Genomic DNA, 15,878 nt, shown 5'->3' with positions numbered 1-15,878 from the left:
CTCGGCGTTTCCCCGTTCGTCCTTGGGTTAGCCCAAACGAAAAGGAGGCTTGCATGTCCTATGTCGATGGTTTCGTACTCGCAGTGCCCAAGGACAAGATCGACGCCTACAAGGAAATCTCGCGCAAGGCCGGTGCGGTCTGGAAGGAATATGGCGCGCTCGACTATGTCGAATGCGTCGCCGACGACGTGCCTTACGGCGAACTGACCTCGTTTCCGCGCGCCGTGCAGGCGAAGGACGACGAGACCGTGGTGTTCTCCTGGATCCTCTATGAATCGCGCGAACAGCGCGATGCGGTCAACGCCAAGGTCATGGCCGATCCGCGCATCAAGGAGACGATGTCGGACATGCCGTTCGACGGCAAGCGCATGATCTTCGGCGGGTTCAAGACCCTGCTGCGGCTCTAGGCGGCCTTCGCGACCAACCGGGCGCAGGTCGCTGCGTCCGGTCGGTCGCGGTTGACCGGGCCGGCGGCTATTTCGCGCCGAGCCTGACCAGCATCTTGCCGAAATTCTCGCCCCTGAAGAGGCCGAGAAAGGCGTCGGGCGCATTCTCCAGGCCCTCGACCACGGTCTCGCGCCACTTCACCCGGTCTGCGGCGATCCATTGGCTCATCTCGCCGAGGAAGTCCGGCATCAGGTCGAAATGGCTGCCAATGATGAAGCCCTGCAGCTTCAGGCTTCTGGACACCGCCAGGAAGATGTTGCGCGGGCCCGGCGGCGGCGTCTCGGCATTGTATTGCGCGATCATGCCGCAGAGCACGAAACGGGCGAAGCCCTTGGCCGATGCCAGCGCCGCGTCCAGGTGGTCGCCGCCGACATTGTCGAAATAGACGTCGATGCCCTCGGGCGCCGCTTCGGCCAGCGCCTTGGTCAGGTCGCCGCTGGTCTTGTAGTTGATCACCGCATCGACGCCGATCGCGTCGCGCAGCCAGCCGGCTTTTTCCTCCGAGCCGACCGAGCCGATGACGCGGGCGCCCCTGATCTTGGCGATCTGCGCCGCCACGCTGCCGACCGCGCCGGCGGCGGCCGAGACGAAGACGGTCTCGCCGGCCTTCAATTCGGCAATGCGCATGAGACCGACATAGGCCGTCAGCCCGGGGATACCCAAGGGGCCGAGATAGGCCTGTGCCGGTATCTTGCGGTCGTCGATCCTGGTCGCGCCGGCCGCCGCGACCAGGGCATGGTCGCGCCAGCCGGCGAAATGGCTCACCATGTCGCCTTCCTTGAAACCGGCATCGCCGGACTGCACGACGACGCCGACCGCGCTGCCCTCCAGCGCCGCGCCGATCTGAAACGGCGGGATGTAGCTTTTGCGATCGATCATCCGGCCGCGCATATAGGGATCGACCGACATCCAGAGGTTCCTGACCAGGATCTGACCGGCCGCCGGCGTCTCGAGCGGGCGGGTCACGAGTTCGAAATTGGCCGCATCCGGCAGGCCGGACGGACGGCTCTTCAGGCGGATTTCGCGGGCGGTGACAGGCATTTTCGCTCCTGGCGGGGTGTTGGTCGTTGTGATGAGAGTATCGGCGCTGGATAATTTCGATAAAAAGGGGAATGTTTCGGCTGAATCAATCGAATGGATCGATCAATGGCGCCGCCTCGCATATCCCTGGAGCAATGGCGGGCGCTGGCCGCGGTGGTCGAGGCCGGCGGTTACGCGCAGGCCGCGGTCCGGCTCAACAAGACCCAGTCGACCATCAGCTATGCGGTCAGGCAGATCGAACAGCGGCTTGGCGTCACGGTGTTCGAGATCGCCGGCCGGCGGGCCGTGCTGAGCGCCTCCGGCCAGGTGCTCTACCGGCGCGGCCGGGCGCTGATCGACGAGGCGGAGCGGGTCGAAAAGACCGCCGACAATCTCGCCAGGGGCCAGGAGGCCGAGCTCAACCTGGCGGTCGAGATCCTGTTCCCGACTTGGCTTCTGCTGCGCTGCCTGGAGTGCTTCGCCGCCGAGCAGCCGGAGACCCGCATCGAGCTGCATGAATCGATGCTCGGCGGCACCGACGAACTGCTGGCGGAAAGACGGGTCGATCTGGCGGTCTGTACCGAAGTGCCGCCCGGCTTCACCGGCGACCGGCTGGCGCCGGTCCGGTTCATCGCGGCAGCCGCGCCGTTTCATCCGCTGCACCAGCTCGGCCGGCCGCTGACCATGAACGACCTGCGCGATCACCGGCACCTGGTGATCCGCGACAGCGGCATCAGGCGCACCCGCCCGGCCGCCTGGCTGGTCACCGAACGGCGCCTGACGGTCAGCCACAAGGCCACCTCGATCCGCGCCGCCTGCATGGGGCTGGGATTTGCCTGGTATGCCGAGAGCATCATCAAGGAAGAGCTCGAATGCGGCGCGCTCAAAGCCCTGCCGCTGGTCGAGGGCGCCGAGCGCTGGGGCGCGCTGTTCCTGGTCTATGCCGATCCGGATGCCGCGAGCCCGGGCGTCCGCCGGCTCGGCCGGATCATCTCCGACGCGGTCGGCGGTATGATCGTGGCGACGCCGACCCGCGGCCCGGACCCGGGCCAGGGGCCTGGCGCCGCGCCGGCGTGACCAGCGCTGCGCCGGTTATTTGCGCGCCGGTTATTTGCGCGCCGGTTATTTGCGCGCCGGTCTTGCCGGCATGTCGCCGCCGAGCAGCGCGATGACCTTGCGTGCCGCTTCGGCGACCATCGGGCCGACTTCGGTCGCGACATAGTCGGGCGAAGCGAGATAGGCCGGGCCGCCGATGCTCAGGGCATAGAAGCCGCGACCATCGGGGATCGGGATCGCCGCGGCGGCGCCGTTGATGTCCTTCTGGCCGCCGATCGAGACGCAGAAGCCCTGTTCCTCGATATCCTTGATGCTGCGCTCGATCGAGCGGCGCATGCTCGGCCATTCATCGCCGAACTGGCCGCGCAAGTCGTTGAGGATGGTGGTGCGTTCGGCCTCGCTCACCACGGCGAGATAGGCCCGGCCCATGGCTGTCGTGGCGATCGGCATGCGCGAGCCGGGTGACAGCCTCAAGCCGACCAGCGCCTGGCCCTCGCAGGTCTCGATGTTGAGCATCATCAGCTTGTCGCGCAGCGCCAGGGCAACCGTCAGGTTGGTCGCGTTGGCGAGCTCCTGCATGAACGGGCGGGCGATGCGCCGGACGTCGAGATTGGAGAGTGCGGCATAACCGAGCGACAGGGTGGCGCCGCCGAGTTCGTATTGGCTGAGCCGCTGGTTGTAATTGAGATAGCCGAGCTGGGTCAGCGTGTGGGTGATGCGCGAAATGGTCGGTTTCGGCAGGCCGGTGCGTTCCGCCAGCTCCTGGTTGCCGAGGCGGCCTTCGCCGCGCCGGAACGCGGCCAATACATCGAGGCCACGGGCGAGCGCCGTGACGAACTGGCGGTCGCCGGTTTCCGGCCCCTCCATGTCGTCCTCGGCGCGGGCGCGGGGCCGCCTGGTGGCATGGCGCGAGGCGGCGCGCGGCGCCGCGACCTCCTTCAGCGTGGGCACGGCCTGGACGGCCTTGGCATTGGCGCCGACGCTTGGCTTGGCTGCCTGAGCGACACGGGCTGGCGGCTTTTTCTTGGTGGGAGTCTTGGTCTTCACCTGATCCTTGGCCGGCGCCTTGGCCAGAGCTTTGGCCGGAGATGAGGAGCGCGGCTTGGAGCTTGGGCGCGGCATCTCAGTTGTTCCTCGTGTTGGCGCGGTGCCTGGGCGTCCGGATGGTCATGCGAAGTCTCATTTCACCACAAGCGAAATTGCGATGGATCGACTGCAAGACCATCGTTTCAGGCAGATCTCGTCGCGTGATCTATTGACTTCCATGCGATGCCACAAGTCCGCCCAATGTCTCATTGGACACACTCGCATTTCGTATTGCAGAAATCAATTCCGCATGTCTTAGCTTGGTGAAGGACGCGGCCGGTCGAACCGGCCAGACGTCGGTGCCAATCACACGACAAGGGAGTGCGCATGCCGATCGATCGCGAACAGCTGCTGAACTGGCCGTTCAAGGAGGTCGAACAGACCTATAGCGAACGAGACACGATGCTTTACGCCCTGGGTGTCGGGCTCGGCGCCGACCCGCTCGACGAGGCGCAACTGCCCTTCGTCTACGAGGGCGGGCTGAAGGCCCTGCCGACCATGTCGGTGGTGCTCGGTTATCCCGGCTTCTGGCTGAGCGATCCGGCGACCGGCGTCGACTGGAAAAGGCTGCTGCACGGCGAGCAGGAGCTGGAGGTGTTCAAGCCGCTGCCGGCCTCGGGCACGGTGATCGGCCGCACCCGCGTGGTCGACGTCATCGACAAGGGCAAGGACAAGGGCGCGCTGGTGATCAGCGAGCGCGACATCGTCGACAAGGCCAGCGGCAAGCTGTTGACGCGCCTGTCGTCGACCTCGTTCCTGCGTGGCGACGGCGGTTTCGGCGGGCCTTCCGGGCCGGTGACCGCGCCGCATGTCCTGCCCGAGCGGGCCCCCGACCTGACCGTCAGCCTCGCGACCTTGCCGCAGGCGGCGCTGATCTACCGCCTGTCGGGCGACTACAATCCGCTGCATGCCGATCCGAAAGTGGCGCGCGCCGGCGGTTTCGATCGGCCGATCCTGCACGGCCTCTGCACCTTTGGCGTCGCCGGCCACGCGCTGCTCAAGGCGGTCGGCAACTACCAGACGGATGCGATCCGCAAGCTCAGGGTGCGGTTCACCGCGCCGGTCTATCCGGGCGAGACGATCCGCACCGAGATCTGGCGTGACGGCCCGGTCGTGTCGTTCCGCTGCCTGGTGGAGGAACGCAATCTGGTGGTGCTGAGCAACGGCCGCGCCGACCTCGCGGTCTGAACGAAGCGGTCGCCGGACGGCTGAACCGGTCCGGGAACCTTCGCGCTCAGGCCGCCGCGGCGCGAAGGTCCGATGCTGGGCTTGCGTCGGCGCAGCGCCGGTATCGACGGCGCGGGTTCGGGGCCACGCGCCCCGTCGATTGAACGCGATGCCGGCCCTATCGGAGCCGCGCGAGCCAGATCGTATGGCCGCCGCAGGCCGGATCCTCGACGATATGGGACAGGACGTTGAAGCCGTTGTCGTCGAGCAATTGCCGGTATTCGGACGGGTCCAGGCTGCCGTGATAGAGCGGCTTGTCCTGGAACGAGCCGATGGCCTCGCCCTGCGCCGGGCCGCTGGTGAACATCAGCGCGGCGTTTTCGGCGGCGTGGGCCCGGAAGATCGGAAACATCCGGCGTTGGTCGTCATGGCCCAAATGAAAGAAGCTGTCCCAGGCCAGCAAGCCATGGAAATGGCGACCGAGCGACATGGCGCGCATATCCGAGGTCAGCCAGTCATGATCCGGGAAGCGGCTCCTGCAGATGTCGATCAGGGATGGCGATGCGTCGACGCCGGTGACGCGGTGGCCTTTCTCGATGCAATAGCGCGCCATGGGTTCGGCTGAACCGCAGCCGATGTCGAGGATCGCGGCCGGCGTTTCGGGCAAGGCGCCGAGGAAACGATCCAGCCAATCGGCTTCGAACAGGCCGCGTCCGCGGCTGAGGTCCCAATCCCGCGCATGCTGTTCGTAGAGAGCGATGATCTGGTCGGCAGGTGAGGACATGAAAGAGCTCCGAATCCGAACCAGTGGCGGCTTGCACGCCGGGCATCGAAACAGTCATCTGCGGGGGCCGGCTTGTAGAGCGCCGTGATCGATTTTGCCATGGTGTTCGTTCAAGGACGGCGATGGTGTGGCGGCGCGCCTCGCCGTCGCGACGGGAGAGATGACCCATGCCGCTTGCCGTGACAGTTCATCCGATCGATCCGGATTTCGACCGCTGGGACGACCTGCTGGCGCTCATTCGCGAGGCTTTCGCCTTCATGGAGGGTGTCGTCGACCCGCCCTCATCGGCGCAGCAACTGACCGTCGAGGGACTGCGGGACAAGGCGCTGGCCGAAACCGGATTGGTCGTGTTCGACGGGCCCCGGATCATCGGCTGCGCTTTCCTCGCCGAGCGGCAAGATCATGTCTATCTCGGCAAGCTGGCGGTGGCGAAAGACTATCAGGGCCAGGGGATCGGCCGGGCGCTGGTGCGCCATGCCGAAGGCCTCGCCGTCAGGGCCGGCAAGCCGGCGATCGTGCTTCAGACACGCATCGAACTGACGGGCAATCACGCTGCATTCGGCCGCCTGGGTTTCATCAAGACCGCCGAAACGGCTCATCCCGGATATGACCGGCCGACCTCGATCACCATGCGCAAGACGCTCGCCGCCGGTGCCGGCCCGACAGGCTGAGACCATCACGACACGGCGAGCCCGAGGCTCAGCAGGCCGAGCGCGATCACGCTATAGACGCCGTTCCAGCGCGGCCCGACCTCCATGGGCGAGCGGTCGATCAAGGGCGCGATCATCAGCACCGAATTGCTCAAGGGCGCGACGCCGACCGACAGGGCCCAGCCGCCGGCGAGCGCCACCGCGACACGGACCGGGTCGACGCCGGGCAGCACCGCCTGGCCAAGGGCCGAGGCAAACAGCGCCACCGTCACCATGGGTGTCAGGCCGATCAGCGCGAGACCGACGACCAGCCAGAGCAGCACGACCAGGAACAGGCCGGAATGACCGGCGAACTGGCCGATCAGCCAGGGCGCCGCGCCGGCCGGAATCAGGTCTGGCGCCGCCGCGCTGATCAGGCCTGACGCGGCGAACAGCACGGTCTCGTTGCGTGCCGCCGGGAAGCTGCGGCGGGCAGCGCCCGCGATGTGCCTGACCGCCCCGGCCATGGCGTCGAGCCCATGCAGGCCGCGGTCCCGCCACTGCACCGAAGCCCAGGCGACGGTGTAGACCGGGATGACCAGCATGGTGGCGAGCTGCAGGCTGGTTCCGGTCAGCCAGGCCGTGGTGACGCACAGCGCGGTCAGCACCAGGATCAGCAGGCCGAGGCCGCCGACCGCCGTCCAAGGCCCCGGATCGGCCTCCACCGGCAGCGCGGTGCGCGGCCTGAACTGCAGGCGGTCGACGATCCAGCCGAGCATGATGAAACCCGAAGCCAGCGCCAGGCCGACCGGCGCCACATCGATCCAGTGCAGGGCGGGGTTCGACTGCAGGATGGCGATCAGCGCGATCGAGGTTGGCGACCACAAGGGCATGGTGATGAAGCCGCGCATGACCGCCGTCACCATGCGGCGCTCGCGGATATCGTGCACGCGCGCATCGGTCGTGGTGTTCGACTGCTTGATCATGGTGGTCAGCAGGGTCAGGGCGCCGAAGCTCAGCAGCAGTCCGATGAGATGGCCGCCCCAGGTCAGCGCCCAATAGCGCCGGCCAGGCGGTTGGTTGACCAGGTAGCGGCTCGACCGCAGCATCAAGGGCGAGGTCACGGCTGCCTCGCGCAGCAGCGCCATGGCGACCGGGAAAGCGGCGAAAAAGGCGGCGCGGCCGACTGCCTCGACGGCCGGCTGGGCATTGCCCCGGCTGACCATGGCCGCGGCCACCACGATGATGCCGATGCCGAGCAGCAGGCGCGGTGCGGCCCGAATGCCGGGCCATTCCCAGATCGCATAGAGCGCCAGCGCCAGACCGGCCGGAGCCAGCCAGAGCGTCAGGCCGGTCATGCCCTGCGCGACCACCGCGACCAGCACCAGGGTGAGCGCCATGGCAGGCACCGCGCTCGGCAGGGCAGGCGCGGTCGGCGGGGTGACGGCCGTCATGATGCCATCTCTGGGCCAGGATTTCTGTCAGGCATTCGCCGGTCCCGCCTCAACCGAGGATCCGCGACCGGCGACCGGCGCGACATTGCGTCGCTGCCGCGGGTGCGTCAAGTTTGCGAAATTGCGTTTCGCATATTCCCAACGGCCTATTGCGGCGCCCCAGGCGGCTCTGTAGCATCGGTAGAAATAACGACAGCGAAAAGCCGTTTCGCGCTTTGGAGGAAATGATGCAGTCACCGCTCGCCGACGTGCGCGTCGTCGATCTGTCCGAGCTTTTGCCGGGTCCCTATGCAACCCAGTTGCTGGGCGATCTCGGCGCGACCGTGATCAAGGTCGAGCGGCCGGCGGGCGACAATGCGCGGGCCATGCTTCCTGGCCTGTTCGCGGCGGTCAATCGCGGCAAGGAGAGCGTCGTCATCGACCTGAAATCGGAGGACGGCCGCCGGCGGTTCCGCGACCTGGTCGCCGATGCCGACGTGATGGTCGAGGGCTTCCGGCCGGGCGTCGCCGAGCGCCTCGGCGTCGACTATGCGACGCTGTCGAAGATCAATCCGCGGCTGGTCTATGTCTCCCTCACCGGTTATGGCCAGCAGGGCGCCATGGCCGACCAGCCGGGCCACGACCTCAACTATCTCGCCGCCAGCGGCGTGCTCGGCCTGATGCCGCCACCGGAACCCGGGCGCCCGCACGGCCTCGGCCTGCCGGTCGGCGACCTCGCCGGCAGCATGTTCGCGGTGGTCTCGGTGCTGGCCGCCCTGATGCAGCGCCAGCATAGCGGCCGCGGCCAATATCTCGACGTGTCGATCACCGATGCGCTCAGCCACTGGATGACGCCGAGGCTCGGCATGATCCTGCGTGACGGCGCCGGCCAGATGCACCAGCGGCCGGGCTACGGCTTTTTCCAATGCGCCGACGGCCGCATGCTGGTGCTGGCGGCGATGGAAGATCATTTCTGGACACGGCTGGTCGATCTGCTCGATCTCGCCGAATTCGCCGGCCCGGCCTTTGCCACCTATCGGCAGCGGCAGGCGGCCTTCGAGGCGATCAAGGCGCGGCTCGACCAGGAGTTCCGCGCCCAGCCGCTCGCCGCCTGGCTGAAGCAGCTGCAAGCCCACGACATTCCGGCCAATGGCCTGGCGACGCCCGAGGAAACCCTCGACGACCCGGAAGGCCGGGTGATCGGGCGCGACGGCAAGGACCTGATCGCGCGCTTTCCGGTGCCGATGCATGCCTTGCCGCCGGCGGCCAGGCACGCGCCGGCGCTCGGCGCCCATACGCCGGATCCCGGCGCGAATATCCTGTTGCGGGCCGGAACGGCCGAAGTCGAGGCGCGGTCATGACGCGCCGGGGTGGAGAGATCGAGATGAGCGGTTCCAAGCCGAGCAACGTGCAGCGCCGGACTTTCCTGGCCGGAACGGCGGCGGCCGCCGTCTCCCTGTCGATGCCGGCGATCGTCCGCGCCCAGGGCACGCCGACCATCAAGGTCGGCATGATCCAGCCGATGAGCGGCAATCTCGCGGCCTATGCCACCGAAGGCCAGCCGGTGTTCGAATACGTCATCCGGAAGATCAATGCCGAAGGCGGCATCAAGAGCATGGGCGGCGCAAAGATCGAGATCGTGCTGGCCGACGATGCCAGCCAGCCGGCGCGCACGGCGGCCGAGGCGCGGCGCCTGGTCACCGAGCGGCAGGTGTCGATGCTGGTCGGCAGCATCCTGTCGGCGCAGATGCTGGCGCTGACCCCGGTTGTCGACGAATTGCAGATCCCGACCTTGTCGATCTGGGCTGGCGCCGCCCGCTCGAACCACATGTTCTCGCTCGGTTTCCCCTATGACAAGGGTTATGCCGAGACGCTCGCCGGCTTCATCCGGCAATTGGCCAAGGAGCCGGCCTTCCGGGTCAAGACCGCGGTCATGGCCTATTCGAATTACGAGGCCGGCCAGCAGGTCAACAATTTCCTCAAGCCCAAGCTCCTGGCCGCCGGCCTGCAGGTGATCGGCGACGTGCCGCTCGACACCAAGGCGCAGGACCAGACCGCCGCCATGGTGCGCATCCGCTCGTTCAAACCGGATGTGGTCACCGGCCTGGTGACACCGCGCGACGGCATCCTGCTGCACCAGGCCCGCTTCAACCTGAACTATCACGACAGCCTGTTCGTCGGCGGCACCGGCGGTTATTCCGACTTCTCGTTGTGGAAGGAGCTCGGCCAGGACATCGGCGCCTCCGTGCTGACCCGCAACACGTTCGGCATGACCGGCTTCAGCCCGGGCGCCAAGCTCGACTCGATGCAGCAGATCGTCCGCGAGCTCAGGGCGGCCGAGCTGAAGGTCGAGATCGGCCAGTCGGCGATCCAGGCGGCGCAGGCCGCCCGCGTGCTGCAGCATGCGCTGGAGGCCGCCGGCGGCCTCGACAAAGCCGCGCTGATCAAGGGTCTGAAAGCGGTCGACATCCCCTTCGGCCACAAGGACCTCTATCTCGCGCGGCCGCAGGGGCTGAAATTCGGCGAGGACCGGATGCCGGCCGACAGCACGGCCCTGATGATCCAGTGGCTCGCCAACCAGCAACAGCAGGTGGTGTTCCCGGCGCAGTTCGGCGACGTCGCACCGCGCGCCCGCGCCTGACCGGAGCGCGCGCGGCCCGATCCGAGGGCCGGCGCGCCACCCCTCTCCAGCAACAGGTTTCCTCGTGGCTATCCTTGAAGTTGACAATGTCAGCAAGCGTTTCGGCGGCCTGAAGGCCGTCTCGGATGTCAGCTTTTCCGTCGAGCCGGCGGAGATCCTTGGCATTATCGGGCCGAATGGCGCCGGCAAGACCACATTGTTCGGCCTGATCTCGGGCTTCCTGCCGCCGAGCGCCGGCGACGTGCGCTTCAAGGGACAATCGATCGTCGGCCTGCCGCCGCATCGGGTGGCCCAGCTCGGCCTGTCGCGCAGCTTCCAGATCGTCCAGGTCTTCGCCGCGATGAGCGTGCTCGACGTGGTCACCACCGCTGCGCTGCTGCGCCATCCGATGCGCGAGGCGATCAAGCGGGCCACCGCCGTGCTCGAGCGGGTCGGCCTGGAATCGAAGGCCGAGGAGATCCCCGGATCGCTGTCGCTGCAGGACAAGAAACTGCTCGAGCTGGCCAAGTGCCTGGCCACCGAACCACAGATGATCCTGCTCGACGAGGTCATGGCCGGGCTGACCCTGGGCGAAGCCCAGGTGCCGCTCGCCATCATCAGGGACCTTCGGTCGTCGGGCATCACCTTCGTCATGGTCGAGCATGTCATGCCGGTCATCATGAACACCGCCGACCGGCTGGTGGTGCTGAATTTCGGCGAGCAGGTGGCGGCCGGAACCCCCGACGAGATCGTCGCCAATGACCGTGTCCGTGAGGCCTATTTCGGTGACGATTCCCATGCTTGAGGTCCGCTCGATCACCGCCGGTTACGACGGCAGCACCGCGCTCGACGATGTCTCGATCGAGATCAGGAGCGGCGAGCTGGTCGGCCTGCTCGGCGCCAACAATGCCGGCAAGAGCACGCTGATCAACTGCCTGTCCGGCATCGTCAAGCCGCGCTCCGGCTCGATCCATTTCGAAGGCGAGGACATTTCCGGCCTCGATCCCCACGAGGTGGTCGAGCGCGGCATCATCCAGGTGCCCGAGGGACGCCTGGTGTTCCCGCAGATGAGCGTGCGCGAAAACCTCCTGATGGGCGGCATCGGCCGCCAGGCGCGCGCGCTGAGAAGCGAGCGGATGGACAAGGTGCTGGTGACCTTTCCGCGCCTGCAGGAGCGGCTGACCCAGGATGCCGGCACGCTGTCCGGCGGCGAACAGCAGATGCTGGCGATCGGCCGTGGCATGATGGCCGGCGCCAGGGTTCTGATGCTCGACGAACCCTCGCTCGGCCTGTCGCCCCTGTTCGTCCAATATATCTTCGAGACGATCCGCAGCCTGCACGAGAGCGGGCTGACCATCCTGCTGGTCGAGCAGAACTCCAACCTGACATTCCGCCACGCCTCGCGCTGCTACGTCCTGGAGCGCGGCCGGGTCGCCATCCATGGCCCGAGCAGCGTGGTCAAGGACGATCCCGCCACCCGCAAGGCTTATCTCGGTCTCTGAACGGAAACTGCACCATGGATACGGATATTCTTCTGCAAGCCGTCGTTCAGGGCCTGTTGATCGGCAGCACCTATGGCACCGTCGCCCTGGGGCTCGGCCTGATCTACAGCGTGTCGGGCGTGGTCAACTTCTCGCATGGCGACTTCCTCTCGCTCGCCATGTTCATCAGCTACGCGCTTTATGCCGCCTTCGCGCTCGACCCTTACGCCTCGGTCTTCATCACCTTTCCGGTGCTGGCGATCGCGGGCGGGGCGGTCTACTGGACGCTGATCCGGCCGGTCATCTCGGGCCATCTCCTGATGATCATCCAGCTCACCCTCGGCCTCAACCTGATCCTGCAGAACGGCATGCTGATGGTCTTCGGCGGCCAGCCCTTGCGCGTGCCCTCGATCATGGAGACCAAGCTCCTGATCATGGGCGACGTGATCATGCGCTGGCCGCTGGTCATCGCCTTCTGTGCTTCCATCGTGCTCGCCGGCCTGTTGTTCCTGATGCTGAGCCGCACCGATTTCGGCCGCAGCATCCGCGCCGTGCACCAGAACCCCAAGGCCGCCGCGCTGATGGGGGTCAATGTGGCGCGCGTGCGCATCCTGGTCTTCGCGCTCGGCATCGGGCTCTTGGCGATCGCCGGCGCGCTGCTGCTGCCGGGCACGCCGCTGCATCCCAGCATGGGCCTGCGCTACACCGTCATCACGCTTCTGACCCTGGTGCTCGGCGGCATGACCAATTTCGTCGGCATCCTGCTCGGCGGCCTGGTCATCGGGCTCTCCGAGGCGATCGGCACGATCTACGTGTCGGGCATCCTCGGCATGATCCTGCCCTACCTGATCCTGGTGCTCATCCTTCTGTTCCGCCCTGCCGGCCTGCTCGGGAAAGCCTGACATGCGACCGAATTTCTACCATGTCGTCTTCTCGCCCATCTGGTGGATCGCGATTGCCGCGCTGGCAACCCTGCCGCTCTGGCTGCCGAGCTATTACCTGCACATCGCGACGCTCGCGCTGATCTATGCGGGCCTCGCGGCGGCCTGGAACATTGTCGGCGGGTTGACCGGCCAGATCTCGCTGGCCCATTCGATCTTCGTCGGCATGGGCGCGGTGTTCGCCAGTGCGCTCTTGCTGCAGCTCGGCATCAATCTCTGGGTCGCCGCGGGCATCGCCGCGGTGCTCTCGGGGGCGATGGGCGCGGCGATCGCCTGGATCGACCATCGCTTCCGCCTCGGCCACCTGTCCTTTGCCCTGATCACGCTCGCCTTCGCCGAAATGGCCGAGCTCGTGGTGCTCGGCTGGGACTTCCTCGGCGGCGCCTCGGGCCAGTCCCTGCCGCGCGACGAGGGCCGGTTCCTGTTGTTCCAGTTCGGCGGCTCGCATGGCTATTTCTGGCTGGTCATGGCCCTGGCGACGCTGGCGCTGGTGGTCAATCTCGCCATCATCAACGCGCCGCTCGGCTATTTCCTGCGCGCCATCCGCGACAACGAAAACGCCGCCCAGGCGCTGGGGGTCGGGCTGTTGCGCAACAAGATGATCGCCATGGCGATCAGCGCGGTGCTGACCTCGATGATCGGCACGGCCTATGCCCGCTATTCGACCTTCATCGACCCGCACCTGTTCGCATCCCCCGTGCTGACCATCGAGATCGTGCTGTTCGCCACCATTGGCGGCCTCGGCACCGCCTTCGGGCCGATCGTCGGCGCCATCCTGCTGGTGCCGCTCGGCGAGATCCTGCGCGGCCAGCTCGGCGGCGTGCTGCCCGGCCTGCATTATTTCATCTACGGCACCATCGTCGTGGTGGTCATCCTGGCGCTGCCGCAGGGCATCGGCCCGGCGATCGCCCGCATGGTTCGCGGCTTTCGCGGCGCAAAGCCGGTGGCCAAGGCCGCCGCGCCGAGCGCCAAGACCGCGGCCGAAGCGCAGGGTGGTTGAGGCGATTTTGGGACGCAGCGCGTCTTCCGGTAATTGCGCCTGAACCACCGCCTTCACCTTTCCCCGGCGGGGAGAGGTGAAGGCGATGCTGGTTCACACCAGAGCTTTGACGGGTGACAAGCCGGCGGTGGAAAGCACAGGATGCTTCAGGCAGACCCTGACGAGGACCCCCGCATGATCGACCTCTATTACTGGCCGACGCCGAATGGCTGGAAGATCTCCATCATGCTGGAGGAATGCGGGCTGCCCTACCGGGTCATACCGGTGAATATCGGTGCGGGTGACCAGTTCAAGCCGGACTTCCTCGCGATCAGCCCGAACAACCGCATGCCCGCCATCGTCGATCACGAGCCGCCCGGCGGCGATCCGGTCAGCATTTTCGAGAGCGGCGCGATCCTGCTCTATCTCGCTGAAAAGACCGGCCGGTTCCTGCCGACCGATCTGCGCGGCCGGGTCCAGGCGACGGAATGGCTGATGTGGCAAATGGGCGGGCTCGGGCCGATGCTCGGCCAGAGCGGCCATTTCAAGCTCTATGCGCCCGAGAAGATCGCTTATGCCATCGAGCGCTATGGCCGCGAGGCCATCAGGCTCTACGGCGTGCTCGACGCACAACTGGCGAGGACCGGCGCTTGCGTCGCCGGCGACTATTCGATCGCCGACATGGCGATCTTCCCCTGGGTGGTGACGCATAAGCGCCAGGAGATTCCGATGGAGAATTTCCCGAACGTGCAACGCTGGTTCGCGGCCTCGCGCGAGCGGCCAGGGGTCAAGGCCGGCATGGCGGTCCGGCGCGACCTCGTGTCCAATGCGGCGGTCGACGATGAGAACGCCCGCAAGATCCTGTTCGGGAGGCCGTCATGAGCCAAGTGGAATTTTTCTTCGACCTGTCCAGCCCCTGGACCTATCTCGGTTTCACCAATGTCCAACCGATCGTCGAACGGATCGGAGCCAGCATCACCTGGCGGCCGATCCTGGTCGGCGGCGTGTTCAACGCGGTCAATCAGGAACTCTACAAGGCGCGCGAGAACATGGACACGCCGCGCATGCGCCATGGCGCCAAGGTGCTGAAGGACTGGGCCCGATTCACCGGCGTGACGATGAATTTCCCGTCCGTCCACCACCCGGCGAAAAGCATTCACGCCATGCGCATGGCCTGTGCGCTGGAGGCCGACCAACCGGCGCTCCAGACCTTCGCCAAGGCTGCCTTCGAGGCCTATTTCGGCCGGGCCGAAAATCTCGACGATCCCGAGGTTCTGGTCGCCGCGGCGAAGGGCGCCGGTCTCGACGGCGAGGCGATCCGCGCGCTGTCGGTCACCGATGAGATCAAGGCGCGGCTCAGGACCAATACCGACGAGCTGATCGCCCGCGGCGGCTTCGGTTCGCCGACCTTGTTCATCAACAGCACCGACATGTATTTCGGCAATGACCAATTGCCGCTGGTCGAGTTCGCGCTCACCGGCAAGCGACGCGACGAGGGCCGCTGAGCCGGCCAAAACCCGCCGCCGCGCCATCACGCCGACGTGGCCAGAAGCCGTAACGGCGGCCGCCGCGAGATGCGGTAGACCGCGGCCGGCGGCACGTTCAACAGCGCCCGGCCGGTGCGTGTCGCCTTGAGGCCGAGCCGGTCGAGAATGCGGCGCGGCACCGGGCAATTCGGCCCGTAGGTGAATTGGTAGAAGGAACCGCCCTGACGCAGGCTGGCGAAGGCGCCGGAGAGGATGGCCATGACTTTCCTGGGCGGCATGGACAGCAGCGGCAATCCGCTGATCACGGTGCCGGCAGGTGCGTCGTCGAACAGGCCGGCCGGCGCGAGCTGGGCCGCGTCCATCCAGCGGACACGCGCGGCGGGGAACCGATGACTGAGCAGACGGGCGAAGTCGGACCCGTATTCGACCAGGGTCAGGTCGCATTCGCGCACCCCACGCGCCAGCAGCGCACGGGTGAAGGCGCCGGTGCCCGGTCCGAGTTCGAGCACAGGCCCGCTGTCCGGCGTGATGTCGCGGGTCATCAGTTCGGCGAGCGCCGCGCCCGACGGCGCGACGGCGGCCACCTGCAGGGGGTTGGCGATCCAGGCGCGGAAGAAGGGCAGGATGTCGGCTGTCGTCATGACACGGTCTCTCTCAGGTTCGAGACATCGGGCGCACCCGTCTTGTCGATCCAGTGCTCCGGACGAGCCGTTCCACGCCGCGCAAGCAGCACTTCAAGGCTCATCTG

The 15,878-nt window shown here is 66.8% G+C and carries 17 protein-coding genes; 12 read left to right on the top strand and 5 right to left on the bottom strand.

Annotated elements, in window-relative coordinates:
• The first annotated feature begins 53 nt into the window (after positions 1-53).
• Positions 54-407 (top strand): DUF1428 domain-containing protein, encoded by a 354-nt coding sequence (locus E8M01_RS03285; RefSeq protein ID WP_136958802.1) that lies wholly within the window; start codon positions 54-56, stop codon positions 405-407.
• Between the two features lie 67 nt (positions 408-474).
• Here E8M01_RS03285 and E8M01_RS03280 read toward each other — a convergent pair whose 3' ends face one another.
• On the bottom strand, positions 475-1,488 hold the full coding sequence (locus E8M01_RS03280; protein ID WP_136958801.1) for an NADP-dependent oxidoreductase: 1,014 nt from the start codon (positions 1,486-1,488) through the stop codon (positions 475-477).
• A gap of 105 nt (positions 1,489-1,593) precedes the next feature.
• Here E8M01_RS03280 and E8M01_RS03275 point away from each other — a divergent pair, with 105 nt between their 5' ends.
• Positions 1,594-2,544 carry a LysR family transcriptional regulator gene (locus tag E8M01_RS03275; RefSeq protein WP_136958800.1) on the top strand — a complete coding sequence of 317 codons (951 nt, stop codon included), beginning with the start codon at positions 1,594-1,596 and terminating at the stop codon, positions 2,542-2,544.
• Between the two features lie 45 nt (positions 2,545-2,589).
• Here E8M01_RS03275 and E8M01_RS03270 read toward each other — a convergent pair whose 3' ends face one another.
• Positions 2,590-3,645: an IclR family transcriptional regulator gene (locus tag E8M01_RS03270; RefSeq protein ID WP_215908851.1), complete on the bottom strand. Its 1,056-nt coding sequence runs from the start codon at positions 3,643-3,645 to the stop codon at positions 2,590-2,592.
• Positions 3,646-3,936: 291 nt separating this feature from the next.
• Here E8M01_RS03270 and E8M01_RS03265 point away from each other — a divergent pair, with 291 nt between their 5' ends.
• On the top strand, positions 3,937-4,797 hold the full coding sequence (locus E8M01_RS03265; RefSeq protein ID WP_136958799.1) for a MaoC/PaaZ C-terminal domain-containing protein: 861 nt from the start codon (positions 3,937-3,939) through the stop codon (positions 4,795-4,797).
• 157 nt (positions 4,798-4,954) lie between these two features.
• Here E8M01_RS03265 and E8M01_RS03260 read toward each other — a convergent pair whose 3' ends face one another.
• Positions 4,955-5,560, bottom strand: coding sequence for a class I SAM-dependent DNA methyltransferase (locus E8M01_RS03260; RefSeq protein ID WP_136958798.1), 606 nt, complete (start codon positions 5,558-5,560; stop codon positions 4,955-4,957).
• A gap of 167 nt (positions 5,561-5,727) precedes the next feature.
• On the opposite strand from E8M01_RS03260, the gene E8M01_RS03255 reads away from it, so the two are divergent.
• A complete protein-coding gene (locus tag E8M01_RS03255; protein WP_136958797.1) occupies positions 5,728-6,231 on the top strand; it encodes a GNAT family N-acetyltransferase in 504 nt (167 codons plus the stop codon).
• A 5-nt stretch (positions 6,232-6,236) separates the two neighbouring features.
• On the opposite strand, the gene E8M01_RS03250 is transcribed toward E8M01_RS03255, so the two are convergent.
• Complete coding sequence (locus E8M01_RS03250; RefSeq protein WP_136958796.1) at positions 6,237-7,643, bottom strand: hypothetical protein; 1,407 nt, start codon at positions 7,641-7,643, stop codon at positions 6,237-6,239.
• A gap of 227 nt (positions 7,644-7,870) precedes the next feature.
• On the opposite strand from E8M01_RS03250, the gene E8M01_RS03245 reads away from it, so the two are divergent.
• The 8 genes from E8M01_RS03245 (at position 7,871) to E8M01_RS03210 (ending at position 15,148) form a co-directional block, all read left to right on the top strand.
• Entirely contained in the window at positions 7,871-8,983 is a 1,113-nt protein-coding gene (locus tag E8M01_RS03245) for a CaiB/BaiF CoA transferase family protein (RefSeq protein WP_215908850.1), read from the top strand.
• 23 nt (positions 8,984-9,006) lie between these two features.
• Positions 9,007-10,263 carry an ABC transporter substrate-binding protein gene (locus E8M01_RS03240; protein ID WP_136958794.1) on the top strand — a complete coding sequence of 419 codons (1,257 nt, stop codon included), beginning with the start codon at positions 9,007-9,009 and terminating at the stop codon, positions 10,261-10,263.
• Positions 10,264-10,327: 64 nt separating this feature from the next.
• Positions 10,328-11,047: an ABC transporter ATP-binding protein gene (locus E8M01_RS03235; protein WP_136958793.1), complete on the top strand. Its 720-nt coding sequence runs from the start codon at positions 10,328-10,330 to the stop codon at positions 11,045-11,047.
• A complete protein-coding gene (locus tag E8M01_RS03230) occupies positions 11,040-11,744 on the top strand; it encodes an ABC transporter ATP-binding protein (RefSeq protein WP_136958792.1) in 705 nt (234 codons plus the stop codon). The genes E8M01_RS03235 and E8M01_RS03230 overlap by 8 nt, the downstream gene beginning before the upstream one ends.
• 14 nt (positions 11,745-11,758) lie before the next feature.
• The gene (locus E8M01_RS03225) at positions 11,759-12,625 is read left to right on the top strand and encodes a branched-chain amino acid ABC transporter permease (protein ID WP_136958791.1); all 867 of its coding nucleotides are present in this window, start codon (positions 11,759-11,761) and stop codon (positions 12,623-12,625) included.
• 1 nt (position 12,626) lies between these two features.
• Positions 12,627-13,664, top strand: coding sequence for a branched-chain amino acid ABC transporter permease (locus E8M01_RS03220; RefSeq protein WP_136958790.1), 1,038 nt, complete (start codon positions 12,627-12,629; stop codon positions 13,662-13,664).
• 174 nt (positions 13,665-13,838) lie between these two features.
• Positions 13,839-14,525: a glutathione S-transferase N-terminal domain-containing protein gene (locus E8M01_RS03215; RefSeq protein WP_136964425.1), complete on the top strand. Its 687-nt coding sequence runs from the start codon at positions 13,839-13,841 to the stop codon at positions 14,523-14,525.
• Positions 14,522-15,148 (top strand): 2-hydroxychromene-2-carboxylate isomerase, encoded by a 627-nt coding sequence (locus tag E8M01_RS03210; protein ID WP_136958789.1) that lies wholly within the window; start codon positions 14,522-14,524, stop codon positions 15,146-15,148. The genes E8M01_RS03215 and E8M01_RS03210 overlap by 4 nt, the downstream gene beginning before the upstream one ends.
• A gap of 26 nt (positions 15,149-15,174) precedes the next feature.
• Here the strand turns inward: E8M01_RS03210 and E8M01_RS03205 are convergent, their stop codons facing one another.
• Positions 15,175-15,771 (bottom strand): class I SAM-dependent methyltransferase, encoded by a 597-nt coding sequence (locus E8M01_RS03205; RefSeq protein ID WP_136958788.1) that lies wholly within the window; start codon positions 15,769-15,771, stop codon positions 15,175-15,177.
• Between the last annotated feature and the right edge of the window lie 107 nt (positions 15,772-15,878).

It is taken from the genome of Phreatobacter stygius (assembly GCF_005144885.1).
In the GTDB taxonomy this organism is placed as follows: domain Bacteria; phylum Pseudomonadota; class Alphaproteobacteria; order Rhizobiales; family Phreatobacteraceae; genus Phreatobacter; species Phreatobacter stygius.
Note: the sequence above shows the minus strand (reverse complement) of the source record. Positions and strands in the feature narration are given on the sequence as shown.